Annotated in this window: 19 protein-coding genes; 17 read left to right on the forward strand and 2 right to left on the reverse strand. The window is 36.7% G+C overall.

Going from position 1 to position 17972, the window contains the following annotated elements:
• Window positions 1-56: 56 nt before the first annotated feature.
• Window positions 57-1067 carry an aminomethyl transferase family protein gene (locus M9426_RS06135; RefSeq protein ID WP_250341652.1) on the reverse strand — a complete coding sequence of 337 codons (1011 nt, stop codon included), beginning with the start codon at window positions 1065-1067 and terminating at the stop codon, window positions 57-59.
• 287 nt (window positions 1068-1354) lie between these two features.
• Between M9426_RS06135 and nadA the strand changes: the two genes are divergently transcribed.
• The 13 genes from nadA to M9426_RS06200 all read left to right on the forward strand — a co-directional run bounded on the left by nadA (window position 1355) and on the right by M9426_RS06200 (window position 14358).
• A complete protein-coding gene (gene nadA, locus M9426_RS06140) occupies window positions 1355-2278 on the forward strand; it encodes a quinolinate synthase NadA (RefSeq protein ID WP_250341653.1) in 924 nt (307 codons plus the stop codon).
• 1 nt (window position 2279) lies between these two features.
• Window positions 2280-3542 carry an L-aspartate oxidase gene (locus tag M9426_RS06145; protein ID WP_250341654.1) on the forward strand — a complete coding sequence of 421 codons (1263 nt, stop codon included), beginning with the start codon at window positions 2280-2282 and terminating at the stop codon, window positions 3540-3542.
• Window positions 3514-4359, forward strand: coding sequence for a carboxylating nicotinate-nucleotide diphosphorylase (nadC, locus tag M9426_RS06150; RefSeq protein ID WP_250341655.1), 846 nt, complete (start codon window positions 3514-3516; stop codon window positions 4357-4359). The genes M9426_RS06145 and nadC overlap by 29 nt, the downstream gene beginning before the upstream one ends.
• Before the next feature lie 7 nt (window positions 4360-4366).
• Window positions 4367-4876, forward strand: a complete 510-nt coding sequence (locus M9426_RS06155; RefSeq protein WP_250341656.1) for a transcription repressor NadR — start codon at window positions 4367-4369, stop codon at window positions 4874-4876.
• Between the two features lie 174 nt (window positions 4877-5050).
• Complete coding sequence (locus tag M9426_RS06160; RefSeq protein WP_250341657.1) at window positions 5051-5953, forward strand: substrate-binding domain-containing protein; 903 nt, start codon at window positions 5051-5053, stop codon at window positions 5951-5953.
• Between the two features lie 17 nt (window positions 5954-5970).
• A complete protein-coding gene (gene pstC, locus M9426_RS06165; RefSeq protein ID WP_250341658.1) occupies window positions 5971-6879 on the forward strand; it encodes a phosphate ABC transporter permease subunit PstC in 909 nt (302 codons plus the stop codon).
• Window positions 6872-7753: a phosphate ABC transporter permease PstA gene (gene pstA / locus M9426_RS06170; RefSeq protein WP_250341659.1), complete on the forward strand. Its 882-nt coding sequence runs from the start codon at window positions 6872-6874 to the stop codon at window positions 7751-7753. The genes pstC and pstA overlap by 8 nt, the downstream gene beginning before the upstream one ends.
• Window positions 7753-8508, forward strand: coding sequence for a phosphate ABC transporter ATP-binding protein PstB (gene pstB, locus M9426_RS06175; RefSeq protein WP_250341660.1), 756 nt, complete (start codon window positions 7753-7755; stop codon window positions 8506-8508). Before pstA ends, pstB begins: the two co-directional genes overlap by 1 nt.
• Window positions 8508-9146, forward strand: a complete 639-nt coding sequence (gene phoU, locus M9426_RS06180; protein ID WP_005957817.1) for a phosphate signaling complex protein PhoU — start codon at window positions 8508-8510, stop codon at window positions 9144-9146. Before pstB ends, phoU begins: the two co-directional genes overlap by 1 nt.
• Window positions 9147-9176: 30 nt before the next feature.
• Window positions 9177-9857 carry a response regulator transcription factor gene (locus M9426_RS06185; protein ID WP_250341661.1) on the forward strand — a complete coding sequence of 227 codons (681 nt, stop codon included), beginning with the start codon at window positions 9177-9179 and terminating at the stop codon, window positions 9855-9857.
• A 1-nt stretch (window position 9858) separates the two neighbouring features.
• Window positions 9859-11532 carry a sensor histidine kinase gene (locus M9426_RS06190; RefSeq protein ID WP_250341662.1) on the forward strand — a complete coding sequence of 558 codons (1674 nt, stop codon included), beginning with the start codon at window positions 9859-9861 and terminating at the stop codon, window positions 11530-11532.
• Between the two features lie 437 nt (window positions 11533-11969).
• On the forward strand, window positions 11970-12281 hold the full coding sequence (locus tag M9426_RS06195) for a DUF6110 family protein (protein ID WP_148465155.1): 312 nt from the start codon (window positions 11970-11972) through the stop codon (window positions 12279-12281).
• 1 nt (window position 12282) lies between these two features.
• Window positions 12283-14358: a heavy metal translocating P-type ATPase gene (locus M9426_RS06200; protein WP_250341663.1), complete on the forward strand. Its 2076-nt coding sequence runs from the start codon at window positions 12283-12285 to the stop codon at window positions 14356-14358.
• A 91-nt stretch (window positions 14359-14449) separates the two neighbouring features.
• Here M9426_RS06200 and M9426_RS06205 read toward each other — a convergent pair whose 3' ends face one another.
• Entirely contained in the window at window positions 14450-14974 is a 525-nt protein-coding gene (locus tag M9426_RS06205; RefSeq protein WP_250341664.1) for a DUF4364 family protein, read from the reverse strand.
• 97 nt (window positions 14975-15071) lie between these two features.
• Between M9426_RS06205 and hpt the strand changes: the two genes are divergently transcribed.
• Genes hpt through M9426_RS06225 form a run of 4 tightly spaced genes read left to right on the forward strand, consistent with a single transcriptional unit; the run spans window position 15072 to window position 17971 of the window.
• The gene (hpt, locus tag M9426_RS06210; RefSeq protein ID WP_005957802.1) at window positions 15072-15599 is read left to right on the forward strand and encodes a hypoxanthine phosphoribosyltransferase; all 528 of its coding nucleotides are present in this window, start codon (window positions 15072-15074) and stop codon (window positions 15597-15599) included.
• Window positions 15586-16500, forward strand: a complete 915-nt coding sequence (locus tag M9426_RS06215) for a type II CAAX endopeptidase family protein (protein ID WP_250341665.1) — start codon at window positions 15586-15588, stop codon at window positions 16498-16500. Before hpt ends, M9426_RS06215 begins: the two co-directional genes overlap by 14 nt.
• 11 nt (window positions 16501-16511) lie before the next feature.
• Window positions 16512-17249 (forward strand): SIR2 family NAD-dependent protein deacylase, encoded by a 738-nt coding sequence (locus M9426_RS06220; protein ID WP_250341666.1) that lies wholly within the window; start codon window positions 16512-16514, stop codon window positions 17247-17249.
• On the forward strand, window positions 17246-17971 hold the full coding sequence (locus tag M9426_RS06225) for a class I SAM-dependent DNA methyltransferase (protein WP_250341667.1): 726 nt from the start codon (window positions 17246-17248) through the stop codon (window positions 17969-17971). Before M9426_RS06220 ends, M9426_RS06225 begins: the two co-directional genes overlap by 4 nt.
• Window position 17972: the final 1 nt, after the last annotated feature.

The raw sequence follows: 17972 nt of genomic DNA on the forward strand, positions 1-17972 counted from the left end.
ATGATTAAGTCTTCTTAATTTTTTACCTCTAAACTCATTTCTTTTATTCAATCTTCTTATCCTCTTACTCTCTCGTTATCCTTATCATAAAATACCCTGTCGCTTAATATTGCTTCAAGGCTTCCTGCTTTTGTTTTTATTTCTACTTTTTTACCTTCTACTGCTGCTTCTTTTTCTATCATGCAGTATCCAATGAATTTTTCAAGTGTGTAGCCGTAAGTGAATTTTGTTACTCTACCAATTTTTTTGCCATCAACTAGGACTTCGTCGCCTGGTTCGACTTGACCATCTTCTAATAATTCAAAGCCAAAAAGATCTCGTGTAACATTTTCTTTTGCCTTTAGGAGGGCTTCTTTGCCAATAAAGTCACTGTCCCAAGCTATTGTCCAGCCATAACCAACTTCTAGTGGGTTTGCGCCTTCAAGGTCGCTCATAAGAACGTAGCCCTTTTCACCAGGAAGGCTGCCAATTATTACATCACTTGTGATGTTCACGAGATCAAATTCTTTTCCAGCTTCTTTAATTTTTTCTTCTAAGACGTCTTTTTTGTCTGACTGAACGTAAAGTTCGTAGCCTAGTTCACCTGTGAAGCCTGCTCTTGCTACCATTAGGTCCAAATCGCCAAGAGAATTGTCTTCGATTGTGAAGAATTTTAAATCTGAAATGTCCTTGTCTACTATTTTATTTACAAGGTCCTTGGACTTTGGCCCTTGTATAGCAAACATTGTTAGCTTGTCTGTGATGTTTTTGTATTCAACATCAGAACCATTTTTAAATTTGTCAAACCACTCAATCATCTTGTCGATGTAGAGGGTGGAGATCAAAAATTTATCTGCTTCTAGTCTAAAGACAATTACGTCATCAATGATTTTGCCTTCTTCATTTAGCATTGTTGTATAAAGTGCGTGGGTATCTTTCATATTTTTTATGTCATTTACAAAAACTTTGTCCAAGAAGTCGGCAGCGTCCTTGCCCTTTACATCTAGGACCTGGTGAGTAAAGTCATAATAACCAACGCCTGATCTAACAGCTTCATGTTCTCTTCTTCTTAAAGCATCATTTTTCATAAAATCACTTTCCTTTATCGCTTTAAAACAATATCCTATATTACTATGATACCCAAGTAAGTTTTTAAATAACAAAGGGTGGTAGTCTAGTGACTTTTAACTTTTATTTTCCTAGTAAAAAATTAATGACTAATAAAAACTTAGTCATTGAAGATAAATAATTATAGAAATAAAACTTAGTCAAAAAAATAAACTCTTCATCCTAAACTGAACTAGTGTATATACACTTGACTTGTCCTGTCTACTTCTTTGTAATATAATTTTAAGCAAAATTTATTAGGAGATTGGTGAGATTGAAAAATTTAGAAAATTTAAGTTTAGAAGAAAAAATTGAAATATTAAAGAAATTAAAGGAAGAGAGGGATGCAGTTATACTTGCACACTTTTATGTTGATGAAGAGATCCAAGCTGTGGCTGACTACATAGGAGATTCTTTTTTCTTAGCTCAAAAGGCTACTGAACTAAAAGAAGGAACCATAGTCATGGCAGGAGTCTACTTCATGGGAGAAAGTGTTAAGATTTTAAATCCAAGCAAGAATGTTTTGATGCCCGACCTTGAAGCGGACTGTCCCATGGCCCACATGGTGAGCATTGAAAAAATTAAGGAGATGAGAGAAGCCTACGATGACCTAGCAGTTGTAACTTACATAAATTCTACTGCAGAGATCAAGGCCTACTCGGATATTTGTGTCACATCTTCCAACGCTGCAAAGATTGTAAACAAATTAGAAGAAAAGAATATATTTTTTGTGCCAGATAAAAATCTTGGGGCGTATATTAAAAAGTCCTTGCCAGATAAAAATGTAATTTTAAACGACGGCTACTGTCCTGTTCACGACGAGATAGACCTTGAAGATGTGAAGGCCTACAAGGGCAGGGTAAAAATTTTGGCTCATCCAGAATGTAGGAAAGAAGTCTTAGACCTTGCTGACTTCATAGGGTCTACAAAGGCAATTATTAATGAAGCAGGAAAGTATGATGATGTTTTAGTTGTCACTGAAGAAGGAATTTTTACTGAGTTAAAGAAAAAATATCCAGAGGTAAACTTTAGAAAGCTTGCCAAGGGACCAATTTGCGATGACATGAAAAAATTGACTCTTGATAAGATTATCGAGGTCTTAGAAGAAAATAAAAATCAAGTGGAAGTACCAAGAGAAATTAGGGAAAGAGCTTTGAAGCCACTAGAAAAAATGTTGGAGTTAGGTGCATAGGATGAAAAAATTTGATGTTTTAATTGTTGGGTCAGGTCTTGCTGGAGTCAGCACTGCCCTAGAACTAAGTAAAGATTATAAAATTGGTCTTGTAACGAAGAAAAATTTAGAAGATTCAAATTCTTATCTTGCCCAAGGAGGGATAAATGTATTAAGAGATGATGACGACAGACAAGTTTTCATCGAGGACACCATGAAGGCTGGTCACTACAAAAATGATTTGAAGTCTGTTGAGACCATGGTGGACAAGTCCCAAGAGGCAATTGAGTTTTTAATGGATCTTGGAGTTGAGTTCACAAAGAAAGATGGTCAACTTGATTATGCAAGAGAGGGAGGTCACTCTGCATCAAGGGGACTTCACATTGACGATGAGATTGGCAAGGGAATCTTGGATGTCCTCTATAAAAGGCTAAGAGAAAGATCAAACATAGAAATATTTGAAGACACTCCCATACTTGACCTTATTGTAAAAGATGGCAAGTGTTACGGAGCAAAGTCTCGTGATGAAGTTTTTATTTCTACAAATGTTGTCCTTGCAACTGGTGGACTAGGTGGACTCTTTGACAAGTCTACTAACTTCCCTCATATCTCAGGCGACGGACTTGCCATGGCAATAAAAAATGGTGTCAAGATAAAGGACATATCTTACATTCAATTTCATCCAACTTCCCTTTATGAAGAGGGAGTGGAAAGGCAACTATTAATATCTGAATCTGCTAGGGGAGAAGGTGCAGTCCTACTTAATCACGAGGACCAGAGATTCACAGATGAAATGAAGCCGAGAGACATAGTAGCAGGTGCCATAAAAAATGAAATGGAAAGAGAAGGAGTAGACTTTGAATACTTGTCTATGAAGCCCCTTGGAGAAGAAAGAATTCCCAAGAGATTTCCAATGATTTTTGATGAGTTAAAAGCCAGGGGGATAGACCCAAGATACGAAAATATTCCAATAGTTCCCTGCCAACACTACACCATGGGAGGAATAGAGTGCGACATTGAAGGAAAGACTAACCTAGAGGGACTCTTTGTAGTCGGCGAGGCTGGCAACGTTGGAATTCATGGTTCCAATAGACTTGCTTGCAATTCCCTTTTAGAGTGCCTGGTCTTTGGAAGAATTTTGGCAGACTACTTAAATGAAAATAAACTTGAAGAAAAAGAAATAGACTTTACAATTGACACAAAAGACCTTGATGGAGAAGATAAGAAAAAAATTATTTTTGAAAGGATAAGAGAAGATGAGAGAGCTAAAGCCAATCTTAATTGACAAGTATATACTTGCAGCTCTGCAAGAAGACATGACAAGTGGAGACATTACCACTGATGCCATCTTAAAAGATGAGAGGGCAGAGGTAAATTTAAGAGCCAAGGACAAGGGAATCCTTGCAGGACTTGATGTCTTTAAGAGGGTCTTTGAAATCTTAGATGAGGATGTGAGCTTTGAATTTTATTTTTCTGATGGCGATGAGGTTAATAATAAGGACTTAATAGGAAAAATAAGTGGAAGGGCCAAGGCAATCCTTGAGGGAGAAAGGACAGCTCTAAACTTCTTGCAAAGGATGAGCGGGATTGCAACTTACACAAAGAAAATGCTTGATGCCCTTGACAGCGACCATGTAAAAATTCTTGACACAAGAAAGACAACACCTAACATGAGGATTTTTGAAAAGTATGCGGTGACACTTGGAGGAGCTTACAACCACAGGTACAATTTATCTGATGGAATTATGCTTAAGGACAACCACATAGATGCAGCTGGTGGAATAAGAGAGGCAGTTGAAAAAGTGAGAAGTCTCAATCCCTTTGTAAAGAAAATCGAAGTTGAAGTAGAAAATTTTGACCAAGTTAGGGAAACCTTAGAGGCAAAAGCTGATATAATAATGTTAGACAACATGGATATAGAAGAGATAAAAGAAGCCTGCAAGATAATTAATAAGAGAGCCATCATTGAGTGCTCAGGTAACATTAGCCTTGAAAATATAAATTCTTATAGGGACCTAGACATTGATTATATTTCTTCAGGTGCAATAACTTATAGTGCAGGAGTACTTGACCTATCTATGAAAAATTTGAAAATCTATTGAGGGAGATATGTTAGATCCAAAATCAAGAAGAGAAGACTTGTTAAAATTTTTATACGAAAATCAAAAGCCCATGTCGGGAGAAAATCTGGCAAAAAAGTTTGATGTGACAAGACAGGTTATAGTCCAAGACATGGCAATACTCAGGGCCAGCGGCAAGGATATTGTCTCAACTAATAGGGGCTACTACTTAAACGAAGCTAGGACCCAAAAAGTTTTTAAGGTCAAGCACAGTGACAAGGACATAAAAAAAGAACTAGAAGCCATTGTTGACCTAGGAGGACTTGTTAAGGATGTCATTGTCCACCACAAGGTTTATGGTGAGATAAAAAAAGATTTAAATTGTTCATCAAGAAGGGACATAAAAATTTTTTTAGAGAAGATGGATGAAGAAAAATCCAAACCCCTTGACGTGCTAACAGGTGGAGTCCACTACCATACAGTAGTAGCAGAAAACGAAGAAGTCATGGAAGAAATAGAAGTTGTCTTGGGGGAAATGGGATTTTTAATAGAGGACTAAGGAGTTAGGAAACTAACTCTTTTTTTATTGTAAAAATTTACATTACAAGAGATAAAGATTAAAAAGTAAAATAATTTACACAAAATTTACAAAAGACTTCTTGGCAATTTACAAAGCAAAATTATAATGACCATGAAATAAAAAATAAATTAAATTTTGAAAGGATGAAAATTAATGAAGTTAAAAAGTTTTGGTAAGGTTGCTGTAGTTCTTGGTCTTGCTACAAGTCTTGTCGCTTGTGGAGGAAACAAAAAGGAAGAAGCCACTGCTAATGCTGGTGGAAAAGAAGAAGGAAAGACTCTTGGAAAAATTAATGTTATATCAAGGGAACAAGGCTCTGGAACAAGATCAGCCTTCACTGAACTAACTGGCGTTCTTGTTAAGGATGGAGACAAGGAAACTGACAATACTTATGCAGAAGCTGCTGTTCAATCTTCTACTGATGCAGTTCTTACTGCAGTACAAAATGACGCCGCTTCTATTGGTTATATTTCTCTTGGATCTTTAAATGATGATGTCAAGGCTTTAAAGCTTGAAGGAGTTGAAGCCACTCCAGAAAATATTAAGGCAAACACTTATAAGCTTGCAAGACCTTTTAACCTTGCTTACAAAAAAGACCTAGATGAAAAAGCTATGGACCTTGTTAAGTTTGTAATGTCTGATGAAGGACAAAAGATTTGTGAAGATGAAGGATATGTTGGCGATGCTAAGGGAGAAACTTACGCACCGGTTGACAACGATGCAAAGTTAACTGTAGCAGGTTCAACTTCTGTCACTCCTCTTATGGAAAAACTTGTTGAAGCCTACAAGGCAAAGAACCCTAAGGTTGAAATTGATATCCAATCTAATGGTTCATCAGCAGGTATGACTGCTGCAATGGAAGGAACTGCACAAATTGGTATGGCATCAAGAGAGCTTAAGGACGAAGAAAAGAAGGCTCTTGACTTCACAGTTATTGCAAGAGATGGTATCGCAGTTATAGTAAACAAAGAAAACCCTGCAGAAGATGTAACTATGGATAACTTAAAACAAATCTTTACTGGAGAATTAACAGATTGGTCAGAACTTGCAAAATAAAATGCAAAGGAAATAAAATGGAAAATATTAATATAAAGGCCCCTCGAGATGACAAGAGGACCAGGACATTTTCGTGGGAAGAAGTATCTAAGTACTTCTTCCTACTTTGTTCTGTTCTTTCAATTTTCTTCTTACTCTTAATTTGCGTATTTATCTTCAAAGATTCAATAGAATTTTTTGGAAAGCTAGGAGTGAAGGATTTTATCTTAAATGACTCTTGGGCACCTATGAATCAACCGCCAACTTATGGAATCTTATCCATGATTCTTGGCTCAATAATTATTACAGCCCTATCATGCTTGGGAGCAGTGCCTGTTGCCATTATGGTGGCAGCCTACTTGGCCTTTGATTGTCCCAAAAAATTTTACAAGATTTTAAAACCAGGACTTAATTTAATGACAGGGATCCCATCAATTGTTTATGGTTTCTTTGCCCTAACAATTATTGTTCCTATTAACAAAAGTATTTTTGGTGGAAATGGAATGAATATTTTAAGTGCGGCAATTCTACTTTTAATAATGATTCTACCAACAATAATTTCTATGGCAGAAGCTTCACTTAGGACTGTGCCAAAGTCTTATTACTCAGGTTCACTTTCTCTTGGCGCAAGTCACGATGAAACTATAACAAGAGTTATGATACCTGCTGCAAGATCAGGAATCTTTGCAGGGATAATACTTGGAATTGGACGTGCTATTGGTGAAACTATGGCAGTAATCCTCGTTGCTGGTAACCAAACAAGACTTACACTTAACCCTCTCAAGGGAATTAGAACTATGACTACAAATATTGTTTTGGAAATGGCTTATGCTGCTGGCGACCACAGACAAGCCTTAATAGCAACAGCAGGAGTCCTATTTATATTTATCTTAATAATAAATACAAGCTTCTTCATAGTTAAGAATAGGAGAGAAAAAAATGACTAAAATAATTGTCCTAGGTCTCTTGGCTATATTTATAATCTCAATTCTTGGACTTCACTTTGTTGGGAAGATGTCCTTTTATAAAATAACTACAAGACTATTTTCTGCAATGACTCTTGGAGTCCTAGTCTTTATAGTTTTATTTGTTGTAGTAAAGGGAGCCATGTCCTTTAAACCAAGCATGCTATCCCTTAAGTATTCAACAGAAAATCTCTCCATGGGTCCTGCCATTGTAACAACACTTTTAACAGTTGTCCTTTCAATTTTATTGGCATCACCTATAGGAATCTTTACTGCCATCTTCCTAGTTGAGTACACTAGGGTGGAAAATAAACTCGTAAGGGCAATTAGGCTTGCAACAGAAACTCTTGCAGGCATACCTTCCATTGTATATGGACTTTTTGGGATGTTGTTCTTTGGACTAAAATTAAAAATGGGATTCTCAGTAATTTCTGGTGTCCTAACAGTTTCTATTATGATTCTGCCAATTATTATTAGGGCAACAGAGGAAGCTTTAAAGTCAGTCCACCCATCAGTAAGGCAAGGTTCACTTGCCCTTGGTGCTGGTAAGCTTAGGACAATCTTCAAGGTTGTGCTACCAATAGCAATCCCAGGGATCTTATCAGGTATAATTTTATCTGTAGGCCGTGTAGTTGGAGAAACTGCTGCCCTTATGTACACACTGGGAACAGCAACATCTCTTCCAACTTCTCTTAAATCATCTTCAAGGACTCTTGCCCTTCACATGTATGTACTTTCATCTGAGGGTAAGCACGTTGGAGAAGCCTATGCAAGTGGTATGGTCCTCTTGATTTTAGTTTTAATAATTAACTGGTCTTCCACAAAACTTGCAAACAAACTTAGTGAGGTTGAATAATGAATACAAAAATGAGCGTTAAGGACTTGAATCTTTACTACGGAGACTTTCAAGCCCTTCACAATATAAATTTAGACATAAAAGAAAAGGAAATTCTTTCCTTTATTGGACCATCAGGTTGCGGCAAGTCTACCCTATTAAAATGCTTAAATAGGATGAACGACCTAGTCCTTGGCTGCACGATTGATGGAGAAATAAAACTTGATGGCGACGACATCTACGCCAAGAATTATGATGTAAATAAACTTAGAAAAAGAGTGGGAATGGTATTCCAACAACCTAACCCCTTTCCAATGAGCATCTACGAAAATATTGCCTATGGACCAAAGACTCATGGGATAAAAAACAAGGCTGAGCTTGATGAAATTGTTGAATCATCACTTAAGCAAGCTGCAATTTGGGATGAAGTAAAAAATGATTTAAAGAAGTCTGCCCTTTCCATATCAGGAGGCCAACAACAAAGGCTTTGTATAGCAAGAGCTCTTGCAGTTAATCCAGAAGTAATTCTAATGGACGAACCAACATCTGCCCTTGACCCAATTTCTACAGGAAAGATTGAGGACCTTGCCCAAGATCTAAAGGACAAGTACACAATTGTAATGGTAACTCACAACATGCAACAGGCATCAAGAATATCTGATCAAACTGCCTTCTTCTTAAATGGAGTTATTGTTGAGAAGGGAAAGACTGTGGATATCTTTACAAATCCAAGGGAAGAAAAAACGGAATTATATGTAACAGGAAGGTTCGGCTAATGAGAAAAAGATTTGATGATGAATTAAGGCACTTAAATGACTTGGTTTTAGAGATGGCAAGTCTAAATGAGTCAGCCATTAAAAAGGCAATTTCACTTTTAGATGAAAAGAATAAAAATATTGCAGAAGATGTCATCCATGATGAAGAGAGGACAGACCAATACGAAAAGACTATCCAAAACCAATGCCTTAAAATTTTTGTAGAGCAACAACCAGCAGCAAGTGACCTTAGGAGGGTCTCTTCTGCCTTAAAGATGATTACAGACTTAGAAAGGATTGGAGACAATGCAAGAGACATTGCAGAAATTTGCATGGGCCTCCCAGATGACTGTGACACAACAAGCCTCCCTCTTATAAAAGAAATGGCTGAGGCCACAGTAAATTTATTAAATAGGTCCATTGATTCCTTTGTAAATCTAGATTTAGAACTTGCAAAAAAAATTGATGACGAAGACGACGTAGTTGACAATTATTTTCTAATGATAAGAGACCAATTAATTGATATAATTAAGGCAGATTTTGACCCAGGGGCTGCCATTGACTTTATAATGATTGCCAAGTATCTGGAAAGAATTTCTGATCATGGAGTAAACATTGCTGACTGGGTAATCTTTACTGTAGAAGGTTCAAGAACTTAATAAGAAATCAAAATTTATAAGGATGATTTTATGCTAATTTATCTCGTTGAAGATGATACATCGATTTTAAAATTAATTGAATACTCCCTAAAGACTAAGGGCTATGAGGTCAGGGCCTTTGAAAGGGGCAAGGACTTTTTTAAAGTTCTTGAAGAAAGAAAAGCTGACCTCGTCCTCCTTGACATAATGCTGCCCGACATGGACGGGATTGAAATTTTAAAAAGACTTAGGGAGAGAGAAGACACAAGGGATACTTGGGTCATAATGATAACTGCCAAGACCTCAGAATACGATGTGATCTCTGCCCTTGACGAAGGAGCAGACGACTACATCAAGAAGCCCTTCTCTGTCATGGAACTTTTATCAAGAGTTGGGGCAGTGGAAAGACGTGCTGGCAAAAAAGTTGTGGACACAGGAGTCCTTGACTACAATGGAATTGTTATTAAGGACAAGAACAGGTCCGTTACTATTGATGGAGTCCAAGTTGACTTTAGTTTAAAAGAATATGAAGTTTTAAAATACTTAATTTTAAATAAGGACATAGTTATATCTCGTGAGAAACTCTTAACAGAAATTTGGGGTTACGATTATGAGGGAGAAACTAGGACTGTTGACATGCACATAAAGTTAATAAGGGACAAGCTTGGCGACAAGAGAAATTCCATCAAGACCATTAGGGGTATTGGTTACATGATGACCAAGGAGGAATAAGATGAAGAAAAGATTTTTCAGATACCTCCTTGGCATTGCCCTCTTGACCTTATTTTTATCAACTGTGGCATCCATGTTTATTTTTTATTCTGGATATGCCAAGAGGTCTAACGAAGACTTGAGAAATATCGTCATGGCCATGGGAGAAAGTCTCAACAAGGATGAAGATGACATAGCTTACTTGGAAGGACTTGCAAATAAAAAATTGGATTTCAGGATAACTTTGATAAGAGATGACGGCGAAGTTCTTTATGATTCAAAAAAGGATGTAAAGCTCTTGGCATCTCACAAGGATAGGCCAGAATTCATTGAAGCAAAACGACTTGGCTATGCCCAAGTGGAAAGATATTCTAACACACTTTCCAAGGACCTCTACTATGTCAGCCTAAGGCTTGATGATGGAAATATGATTAGGATTTCTAGAGAGATGGACAACTTAATCGGTGCCTTCACAAAGGTCCTTCCCCTTGACATCTTAATGTCTATAGTGATTTTTATAGTGGCAGCTCTCGTTTCAAAGACCTTAACTAAGAAGACCTTTGAGCCACTTAACAGTCTTGAAGAAGACCTACTTAGTCTCGACACAAATATTTTTCCAGAGCTAAGTCCCTTCATCAATAGGATAAAAAAACAAAAGATAACTATAGATGAGAGCTACAGGGAGATTGAAAGAGAGAGGGACACAATTAATACAATCCTAAAAAACATGAGGGAGTCCCTTATTATTGTTGATGAAAATAAAAACCTCTTGGCAGTGAATGACTCTGCAAGAGAAATTTTTAAGTCTAAGAGAGAAATCCTTGGAGAAAATATAATCAACCTAATAAGAGATGAAGAAATTTTAAAAATGACTGACGAGGCCCTTATGGGAAAGAGCATCGAAGCCATAACAAGAATTGGCGACAGAGACTACAAGTACTATGTAAATCCAGTCTATGAAGACAAGAGGGTGAGGGGACTTTTGATCCTCTTCATTGATGAGACAGAAGAGATTAGGGCCCTAAGACTTCGTGAAGAATTTTCATCAAATGTCAGTCACGAGTTAAAGACTCCCTTGACATCAATTTCTGGTTTTTCAGAACTTCTTGTCAATAACTTAGTAGAAGACAAGGACAAGGAAGGATTTTACAAATTAATTTATGATGATTCCAAGAGGCTCCTAAGTCTTGTGGAAGACATTATGAAAATTTCTGGACTTGAAAATGCAGGAGACTACGACAAGGAAGAAGTAGATTTAAGAGAAATTATTTCTGAAGTCCTAAAGGGATATGAAAATTTGATTGAAGAAAAAAATCTTGAAGTTAAGCTTGAAGGACAAGGCACTGTCTTTGAAAACAGGACCATGATCTGGGAACTCTTCTCCAACTTAATTAACAATGGACTTAAGTACAACAAGGAGGGGGGAAGGCTAGATATAAAAATTTCTGAAGAAGAAAGAGCCTACAAGATTATAATTGCCGACACAGGAATTGGAATCCCCCAAGAAGACCTTGCAAGGATCTTTGAAAGATTTTACAGGGTGGACAAGTCTAGGTCACGCAAAGTCGGTGGAACAGGTCTTGGCCTCTCAATAGTAAAACACATCTTGCAAAAGATTGGTGGCAAGGTAAAAATTTCTTCACAACTAGGTCAGGGAACGACCTTTGAATTACTTTTAAACAAAGAAAATAAATAAATTTTCAAAAAGCTTTAATAAAAGAAAGTAAACTTAAATGACCTATAGGGGTTGGACTTAAAAATCAACCCTTATAGGTTTTTCTTGTATGTAAACTTTCTATACAATAAAAACTCCTTAAATCAATTTAATAGGGCTTAAAGGGATACAAGGTTTGGGATACTATAAGATTTTCAAAATTGAAATCAAAAATCAATTTATGTTATATTAGCTATTGATGATAAATGTAATCAAAATTAAAGTAGGAATCATTAACAATATTAAGATTTATTTCAAGTAGCCATAAATTAGTAAATAATTGATTTTAAATATCATTGTATTATTGAAAAATTATTTTAAAATTTTGCTTAATTAGGAAATTTTTTAAAAAAATGATTGTAATTTATAGATTATTGGGTATAATGAAGGCAAAGAAAAAATTTAGGAGGTTTTTTATAATGAATAAGAGATTAATTAATTTAGGATTAGGTTTAGTAGTAGGTGCCCTTGGTGGAAAAATTCTTTCATCAGATACTGCAAAAAAATTAGCAGTTAATACTGTTGCTGGTGGTTTAAAAATCAAAGAAGGCATCGACAAGAATCTTGAAAATGTAAAAGTTACTAGCGAAGATATTCTTGCTGAAGCAAAAATTAAAAAAGCTGAAGACGAAAAGAAGGAAGCTGAAAGAAAGGCTCAAGTAGACATAGAAAAAGTTGCTGATGCAGAAGTTGTTGAAGAAGAAGTTGTTGAAGAAGAAGTAGAAGACTAAGATGATTGCTTCTATTGCTAGCAGGACTCTGGGGAGAGCTCGTTTCACTTACGAAGGGAGCCTTCCAGATTCCAATGTAAATAAATTAAAATATAAAATTGAAGAGCTTGAGGGAGTTAAGTTTTGCAAAATTTCTCCCCTTGCCAATTCAATAACTGTAACTTATGAAGAGAAATTTCTTCCTAAGATTGCAAGATTTATCTTGGACTTTGACTTAAGTGACTTAGATGACTTTGAAATCGATGATCCAGACTTTGTACCACAAAATAATAGGGAAGTATTTCACATCTTGCGTGACGCCATGTACAGGAGGATTTTCTTTACAAAAATTATGCCAATGCCTTTGAGACCAATTGGCGTAATTATAAAATCCATCCCTTACATCAAGGCTGGTTTAAGGAGCCTTAAGAATAGAAGGCTTGACGTGAGCCTACTTGATGCAACAGCAATTGGTGTATCTATACTTGATGGAGAGTTTGGCGACGCAGGTAGCATTATGTTCTTGCTAGGACTTGGCGAAGAACTAGAAGAGTACACACTAAAGAAGTCTAAGGATGACCTAGCTCAGTCCTTAAAATTAAATGTTGACAAGGTCTTTGTAGTTGAGGGAGATAAGAAGTATTTAAAGAAACTTGAAGAAGTAGAAATTGGCGAACTTGTTGAAGTCAACATGGGTTCAACTATTCCTGTTGATGGAGAAATAATTAGGGGTTACGGCATGGTCAACGAGGCCTCCCTAACTGGTGAGTCCCTTCCTGTTAAAAAGACTGAAGGCAAGACTGTATTTGCAGGCACTGTCTTAGAAGAAGGAGCTCTCTTAGTAAAGACTGCCAAAAAATATGACGACTCAAGAATCAACCACATAATAGAATTAATTGGAGAAAGTGAAAAGAATAAGTCTCTTGCAGAAAAGAGGGCAGAATCTCTTGCAGATTCAATTGTAAAATATTCCTTCCTTGGAGCAGGACTAACTTATCTTTTGACAAGGAACTTTATCAAGGCCAAGTCCTTCTTAATGGTGGACTTCTCTTGCGCCCTAAAACTAACAATGCCAATTGCAACAATGAAGGCAATCTCATCGGCATCAGAAAGAGAAATTCTTGTAAAGGGTGGAAGGTATCTTGAAAAGTTAGCCCACGCTGACTCCATAGTTTTTGACAAGACAGGAACTCTTACAAAGTCAGAACCAAAGGTTGAGAAGGTAATTGCCTTCTACGACCATGATGAAGATGAATGTCTAAGGATTGCAGCTTGTCTTGAAGAACACTTTCCATACTCAATTGCCAATGCAGTTGTAAAGGCTGCTAAGGACAAGGACCTTAAGCACGAAGAAATGCACTCAAAGCCAGAGTACATTGTGGCTCATGGAATAAAATCAACTATTGAAGGAAAACCTGCCTTAATAGGATCTGCCCACTTCATACTTGAAGATGAAAAGATTCAAATAGACAAGGATCAAGAAGATAAGATTGAAGAGTTAAAAGAAGACTATTCACTTTTATATCTTGCTTTTGATGAAAAACTAATTGCAGTAATTTGCATCAAGGACCCAGTTCGTGAAGATGCAAAATTCACTATTGATGCCCTAAGAGAACTTGGCTTCACAAGAATTGCAATGCTAACTGGCGACGCAGAAAATTCTGCAAGAGCTGTAGCAAAAGAACTTGAGCTTGATTATTACGAGTCTCAAGTCTTACCAGAAGACAAGAAAAATTATGTAGATAGGGAAAAGGAAGCAGGCAGAACTGTAGTTATGATTGGAGACGGCATCAACGACTCCATTGCTCTTTCATCAGCAGATGTTGGCATCTCAATGCATGAAGGTGCAGACATTGCAAAGGAAATTGCAGACATATCTATTAAGTCTGACTCCCTAAAGGAACTCATCGACGTAATAAAAATTGCAAGAGCTCTCGAAGGAAGAATTCACAGAAATTACAGGGAAATTATTTCCTTTAACGGAGCCCTAATTATTCTTGGAGTCTTAGGCTATGTGACAAACACTCGCTCAGCCTTCCTACACAATGCATCAACAGTTGCCATTGCCGGAAGAAATATGAGGGACTACGCAATATAAATAACTTATGATAAGGTAAAATAGTAAAATAAAAATATATTCTTAGAAAAACTCTAACAAAAAAGGACCGACCTGGTCCTTTTTCTTTTGCTTATTTATTTTCTTCTTCTGTCAAGATTTTTAAAATCTCTGAATAAATTTCTTCTGGATTTTTTTTGAAGTTAGCAGAAATTTTCTTCGCCATAGTGGCGTCTGAAGTTTCAATTTTTAAATTTAATACTTCGATCTCGTCGTCTCTAATTTTTAGTTGAGCGTAGTGGCTCCCATCTCTTTCCATGACTTCTGCTGAGACAGAATTTTTTAAAAGTAATTCGTGGTGGTAGGCTTCCATCTTCTCGTCCAAAAATTTTATATTTTCTTCAGGTATTTGCTCGTAGAAAATATTTAAGGTCTTGACTCCATCCTCTGATAGATAATATTTTTTGTCATTGTCAAAGAGGACAAGGCCCGTTGACTCTAGCTCCTTTAAATATTGTTTGAAGTAAAAATAATTAAAGAGCTCAATATCCAATACAAAATAAGACAGGTCATTCTCCTTTAGTCTGTGGTTGAAGTTGTCTATTATGTAGAGGATCAATAATTTATTCAATGCAAGTTCAAAAGAACTTTTTTTCATAAGATCACCTTCTAGGGTATTATACCAAAGCTAGGTTCATAATGGCAATTAAAGATGAATTTTTACAAGTTTTTGATATAATGTACTTGGAGGAATTATGGAAAAAGAAATTTTATTTTCTCGTGAAGAGATACAAGAAAAAGTTGTAAGCCTGGGCAAGATGATTGAAAAAGACTTCGAAGATGATTTCGTAGTTATTTCTCTTTTAAGGGGAAGTTTTATCTTTGCAGCAGACTTAGTTAGAGAGATAGATAGATTAGTTGAAATAGATTTTTTAACAACGTCAAGTTACGGCCACAGCGAAAGCTCCAGTGGAGAGGTTAGGTTCTTGACAGACCTTCGCACAAACATTGAGGGAAGAAATGTCCTAATAGTTGACGACATATTGGACACAGGTAATACCCTTTATGCTGTGAAGGAAAAGTTAATGACTTATAAACCTAAGTCCATAAAGACTTGCGTATTGTTAGATAAACCTTCAAGGAGAGAGGCAGATGTAAGCGCCGACTATGTTGGCTTTGAAATTGAGGACCTCTTTATAGTTGGTTACGGTCTAAACTATGGCGACCACTACAGGAATGTCCCTTACATCTACACTTATAAAGAAAAAAATGAAAAACTTTAAGAAGAAAAATTTAAATGTAATGAGTGTCAACTCCTTGACTCTCGTTCTTGCAATTATATTTCTGACAATTGGCTTTAATATTCAGGAACGTTTTAGTTTTTGGGGGACCCTAATAACAGAAGTGGTCATTGTTTTGATTCCAGCCCTACTTATTTCTTCTACAGGAAGAATTAAAGAGGTCCTAAAGGTCAAAAAGGTCCCAATGAAGAGCTTGGGACTTACAATAATCCTTGTGGTATTAATTTATCCTGTGATTTTGCTTCTTAACGGAGTATTTTTGTCCCTTCTTTCAAACTTTATTGAATACAAAAATTTTCCCATGGAGTTAATGCTACAAAATGTTCCGATTTTTAATTATTTAATCTTCATGTGCCTTGTGCCGGCAATTTGTGAAGAAGTTTTCTTTAGGGGAACCCTCACCAATGCCTATAATGTCTATGGAGAGAGGTTTGCCATAGTGGTGTCGGCTCTTGTCTTTGCCCTCTTCCACTTTGACATCCAAAATTTTATAGCTCCCTTCTTGTTGGGACTTTTATTTGCAAGTTTAATTGAAGTTACAGGCTCAATTCTGCCTGCAATCTTGGGTCACTTTGTCAATAACGTCCTTGCAGTTTTATCTGCCAGGTATGTAAATGAAAGAGTATTTAACTTTTTGAGGCAGACAAAATTTTCTCGTGAGATTGGATCTCTTGAGCTTTCAATAATTATAATTTTAGTTGTCCTTTCTATTTTCTCAATAGTCTTTAGCAGGCTTATTTTGAAAAATCTAAAGAAGGAAAATCAGGCTGAAGGTCAAGTTAAGATTAGGTATAGGGACGTAGAGGCTATTGACTTGTTCAACTTTGTGCCCCTTATTGCCCTTGTGATTTTGTATTTCATCTATCACTATATTGTTTTTTAAGGAGATAGGATATGGATAAGATTAGAGAAGCAGCAGATTTAATTTTAAAATCAAAGAAGGTTTTTGCCCTAACTGGTGCAGGTATTTCTACAGATTCAGGTATTCCTGACTTCAGGTCATCATCTGGCTATTATTCCAAGATGGACCCAGCCCTTGCCCTTTCTAAGGACAGACTTTTAAACCATCCAGAAATTTTTTATAAGGAGGGCTACAAGATTTTAGAAGACCTAAATGACCAAGAACCCAACGGAGGCCACAAGGCACTTGCCATGATGGAAGAGGAGGGTTATCTTGCTGGCATAATAACACAAAACATTGACAACCTTCATGCTAAGGCTGGTTCCAAAAACATCTACGAAGTTCATGGCGAAACTCGTGGAACTCACTGCATGAAGTGTGGAAAGGAATATCCCTTTGCTCTAATGAGAAAAAAGGTTGAGGCTGGAGAAATTCCACCAAAGTGCGATGCTTGTGGCGGAGTAATAAGGCCTAACGTTGTAATGTTTGGCGACATGATGCCAGACGACTTCGAGAGGGGAGCAAGGGAACTTGATTCCACTGACACCCTAATAGTTGTTGGCTCATCCCTTACTGTTTCGCCAGTAAACTTCTTGCCAAACTACGTGGACCACTTGATTATAATTAACAATGACCCAACACCAATGGATAGGCGTGCCGATGTAGTAATCCACGAAAACTCCACTAGGGTCTTAGAAGAAATTTTAAAGGAGCTTGAAGTTAGATCATGATGTACGGAGATTTTGCTTATTTTTACGACAAGCTCATGTACGACCTTGACTACGAAAAAATTTATAAATTTATAGGAGAGCTTCTAGGGAAAAAATCTCTAGAAGCTGACTTAATTTTAGAAATGGCTTGTGGGACAGGAGGTCTCACAGAAAAGTTGGTGAAGGACTACAAGGTCCATGCCTTTGACCTATCAGAGGACATGTTGGCAGTCTGCGAAAATAAGATTAGGAGTAGAAATTTAAGACTTTTTAAGCAAAACATGGCAGGTTTTTCTGCCCCAGGGACTTATGACGCCATAGTCTCAGTTGGCGATAGCTTAAATTATTTAATAGAGAGGGAAGACTTTGAGGCAGCCTTGAGGTCAGCCTATGACCACCTAAGAGATGGTGGGATCTTTATCTTTGACCTCAATACAGAGTACAAGTTCAAAAACATTGACCCCGTAACTGTGGACGAAGTTGAAGACGTCTTTTACATCTGGGAAAATATTTTTGATGGGGAGTCAAAGCTCAACACCTATGGAGTTAATTTTTTTAGAAACACTGAAGACAACAATTATAAGAGATTTTATGAAGAGCACCTAGAGAGGGCCTACGACCTTTCTTATGTGAAAAATATTTTAGAAGAGATTGGATTTTGTGACATAGAAGTTTATGACGACTACGACTTTAAAGAAGCAAGTGATAAAACTTCGAGATACACAATAATCGCAAGGAGGTAAA

Source organism: Peptoniphilus genitalis, assembly GCF_023614525.1.
Taxonomy (GTDB): domain Bacteria; phylum Bacillota; class Clostridia; order Tissierellales; family Peptoniphilaceae; genus Peptoniphilus_A; species Peptoniphilus_A genitalis.

Bases quoted from the DNA above. Each gene is read 5' to 3' on its own strand.
- M9426_RS06160 (WP_250341657.1), top strand. From the start codon at position 5,051: ATGAAGTTAAAAAGTTTTGGTAAGGTTGCTGTAGTTCTTGGTCTTGCT.
- M9426_RS06200 (WP_250341663.1), top strand. From the start codon at position 12,283: ATGATTGCTTCTATTGCTAGCAGGACTCTGGGGAGAGCTCGTTTCACT.
- hpt (WP_005957802.1), top strand. From the start codon at position 15,072: ATGGAAAAAGAAATTTTATTTTCTCGTGAAGAGATACAAGAAAAAGTT.
- M9426_RS06155 (WP_250341656.1), top strand. From the start codon at position 4,367: ATGTTAGATCCAAAATCAAGAAGAGAAGACTTGTTAAAATTTTTATAC.
- M9426_RS06190 (WP_250341662.1), top strand. From the start codon at position 9,859: ATGAAGAAAAGATTTTTCAGATACCTCCTTGGCATTGCCCTCTTGACC.
- nadC (WP_250341655.1), top strand. From the start codon at position 3,514: ATGAGAGAGCTAAAGCCAATCTTAATTGACAAGTATATACTTGCAGCT.
- pstA (WP_250341659.1), top strand. From the start codon at position 6,872: ATGACTAAAATAATTGTCCTAGGTCTCTTGGCTATATTTATAATCTCA.
- M9426_RS06135 (WP_250341652.1), bottom strand. From the start codon at position 1,067: ATGAAAAATGATGCTTTAAGAAGAAGAGAACATGAAGCTGTTAGATCA.
- M9426_RS06225 (WP_250341667.1), top strand. From the start codon at position 17,246: ATGATGTACGGAGATTTTGCTTATTTTTACGACAAGCTCATGTACGAC.
- pstC (WP_250341658.1), top strand. From the start codon at position 5,971: ATGGAAAATATTAATATAAAGGCCCCTCGAGATGACAAGAGGACCAGG.
- M9426_RS06145 (WP_250341654.1), top strand. From the start codon at position 2,280: ATGAAAAAATTTGATGTTTTAATTGTTGGGTCAGGTCTTGCTGGAGTC.
- M9426_RS06205 (WP_250341664.1), bottom strand. From the start codon at position 14,974: ATGAAAAAAAGTTCTTTTGAACTTGCATTGAATAAATTATTGATCCTC.
- M9426_RS06185 (WP_250341661.1), top strand. From the start codon at position 9,177: ATGCTAATTTATCTCGTTGAAGATGATACATCGATTTTAAAATTAATT.
- M9426_RS06215 (WP_250341665.1), top strand. From the start codon at position 15,586: ATGAAAAACTTTAAGAAGAAAAATTTAAATGTAATGAGTGTCAACTCC.
- M9426_RS06220 (WP_250341666.1), top strand. From the start codon at position 16,512: ATGGATAAGATTAGAGAAGCAGCAGATTTAATTTTAAAATCAAAGAAG.
- M9426_RS06195 (WP_148465155.1), top strand. From the start codon at position 11,970: ATGAATAAGAGATTAATTAATTTAGGATTAGGTTTAGTAGTAGGTGCC.
- pstB (WP_250341660.1), top strand. From the start codon at position 7,753: ATGAATACAAAAATGAGCGTTAAGGACTTGAATCTTTACTACGGAGAC.
- phoU (WP_005957817.1), top strand. From the start codon at position 8,508: ATGAGAAAAAGATTTGATGATGAATTAAGGCACTTAAATGACTTGGTT.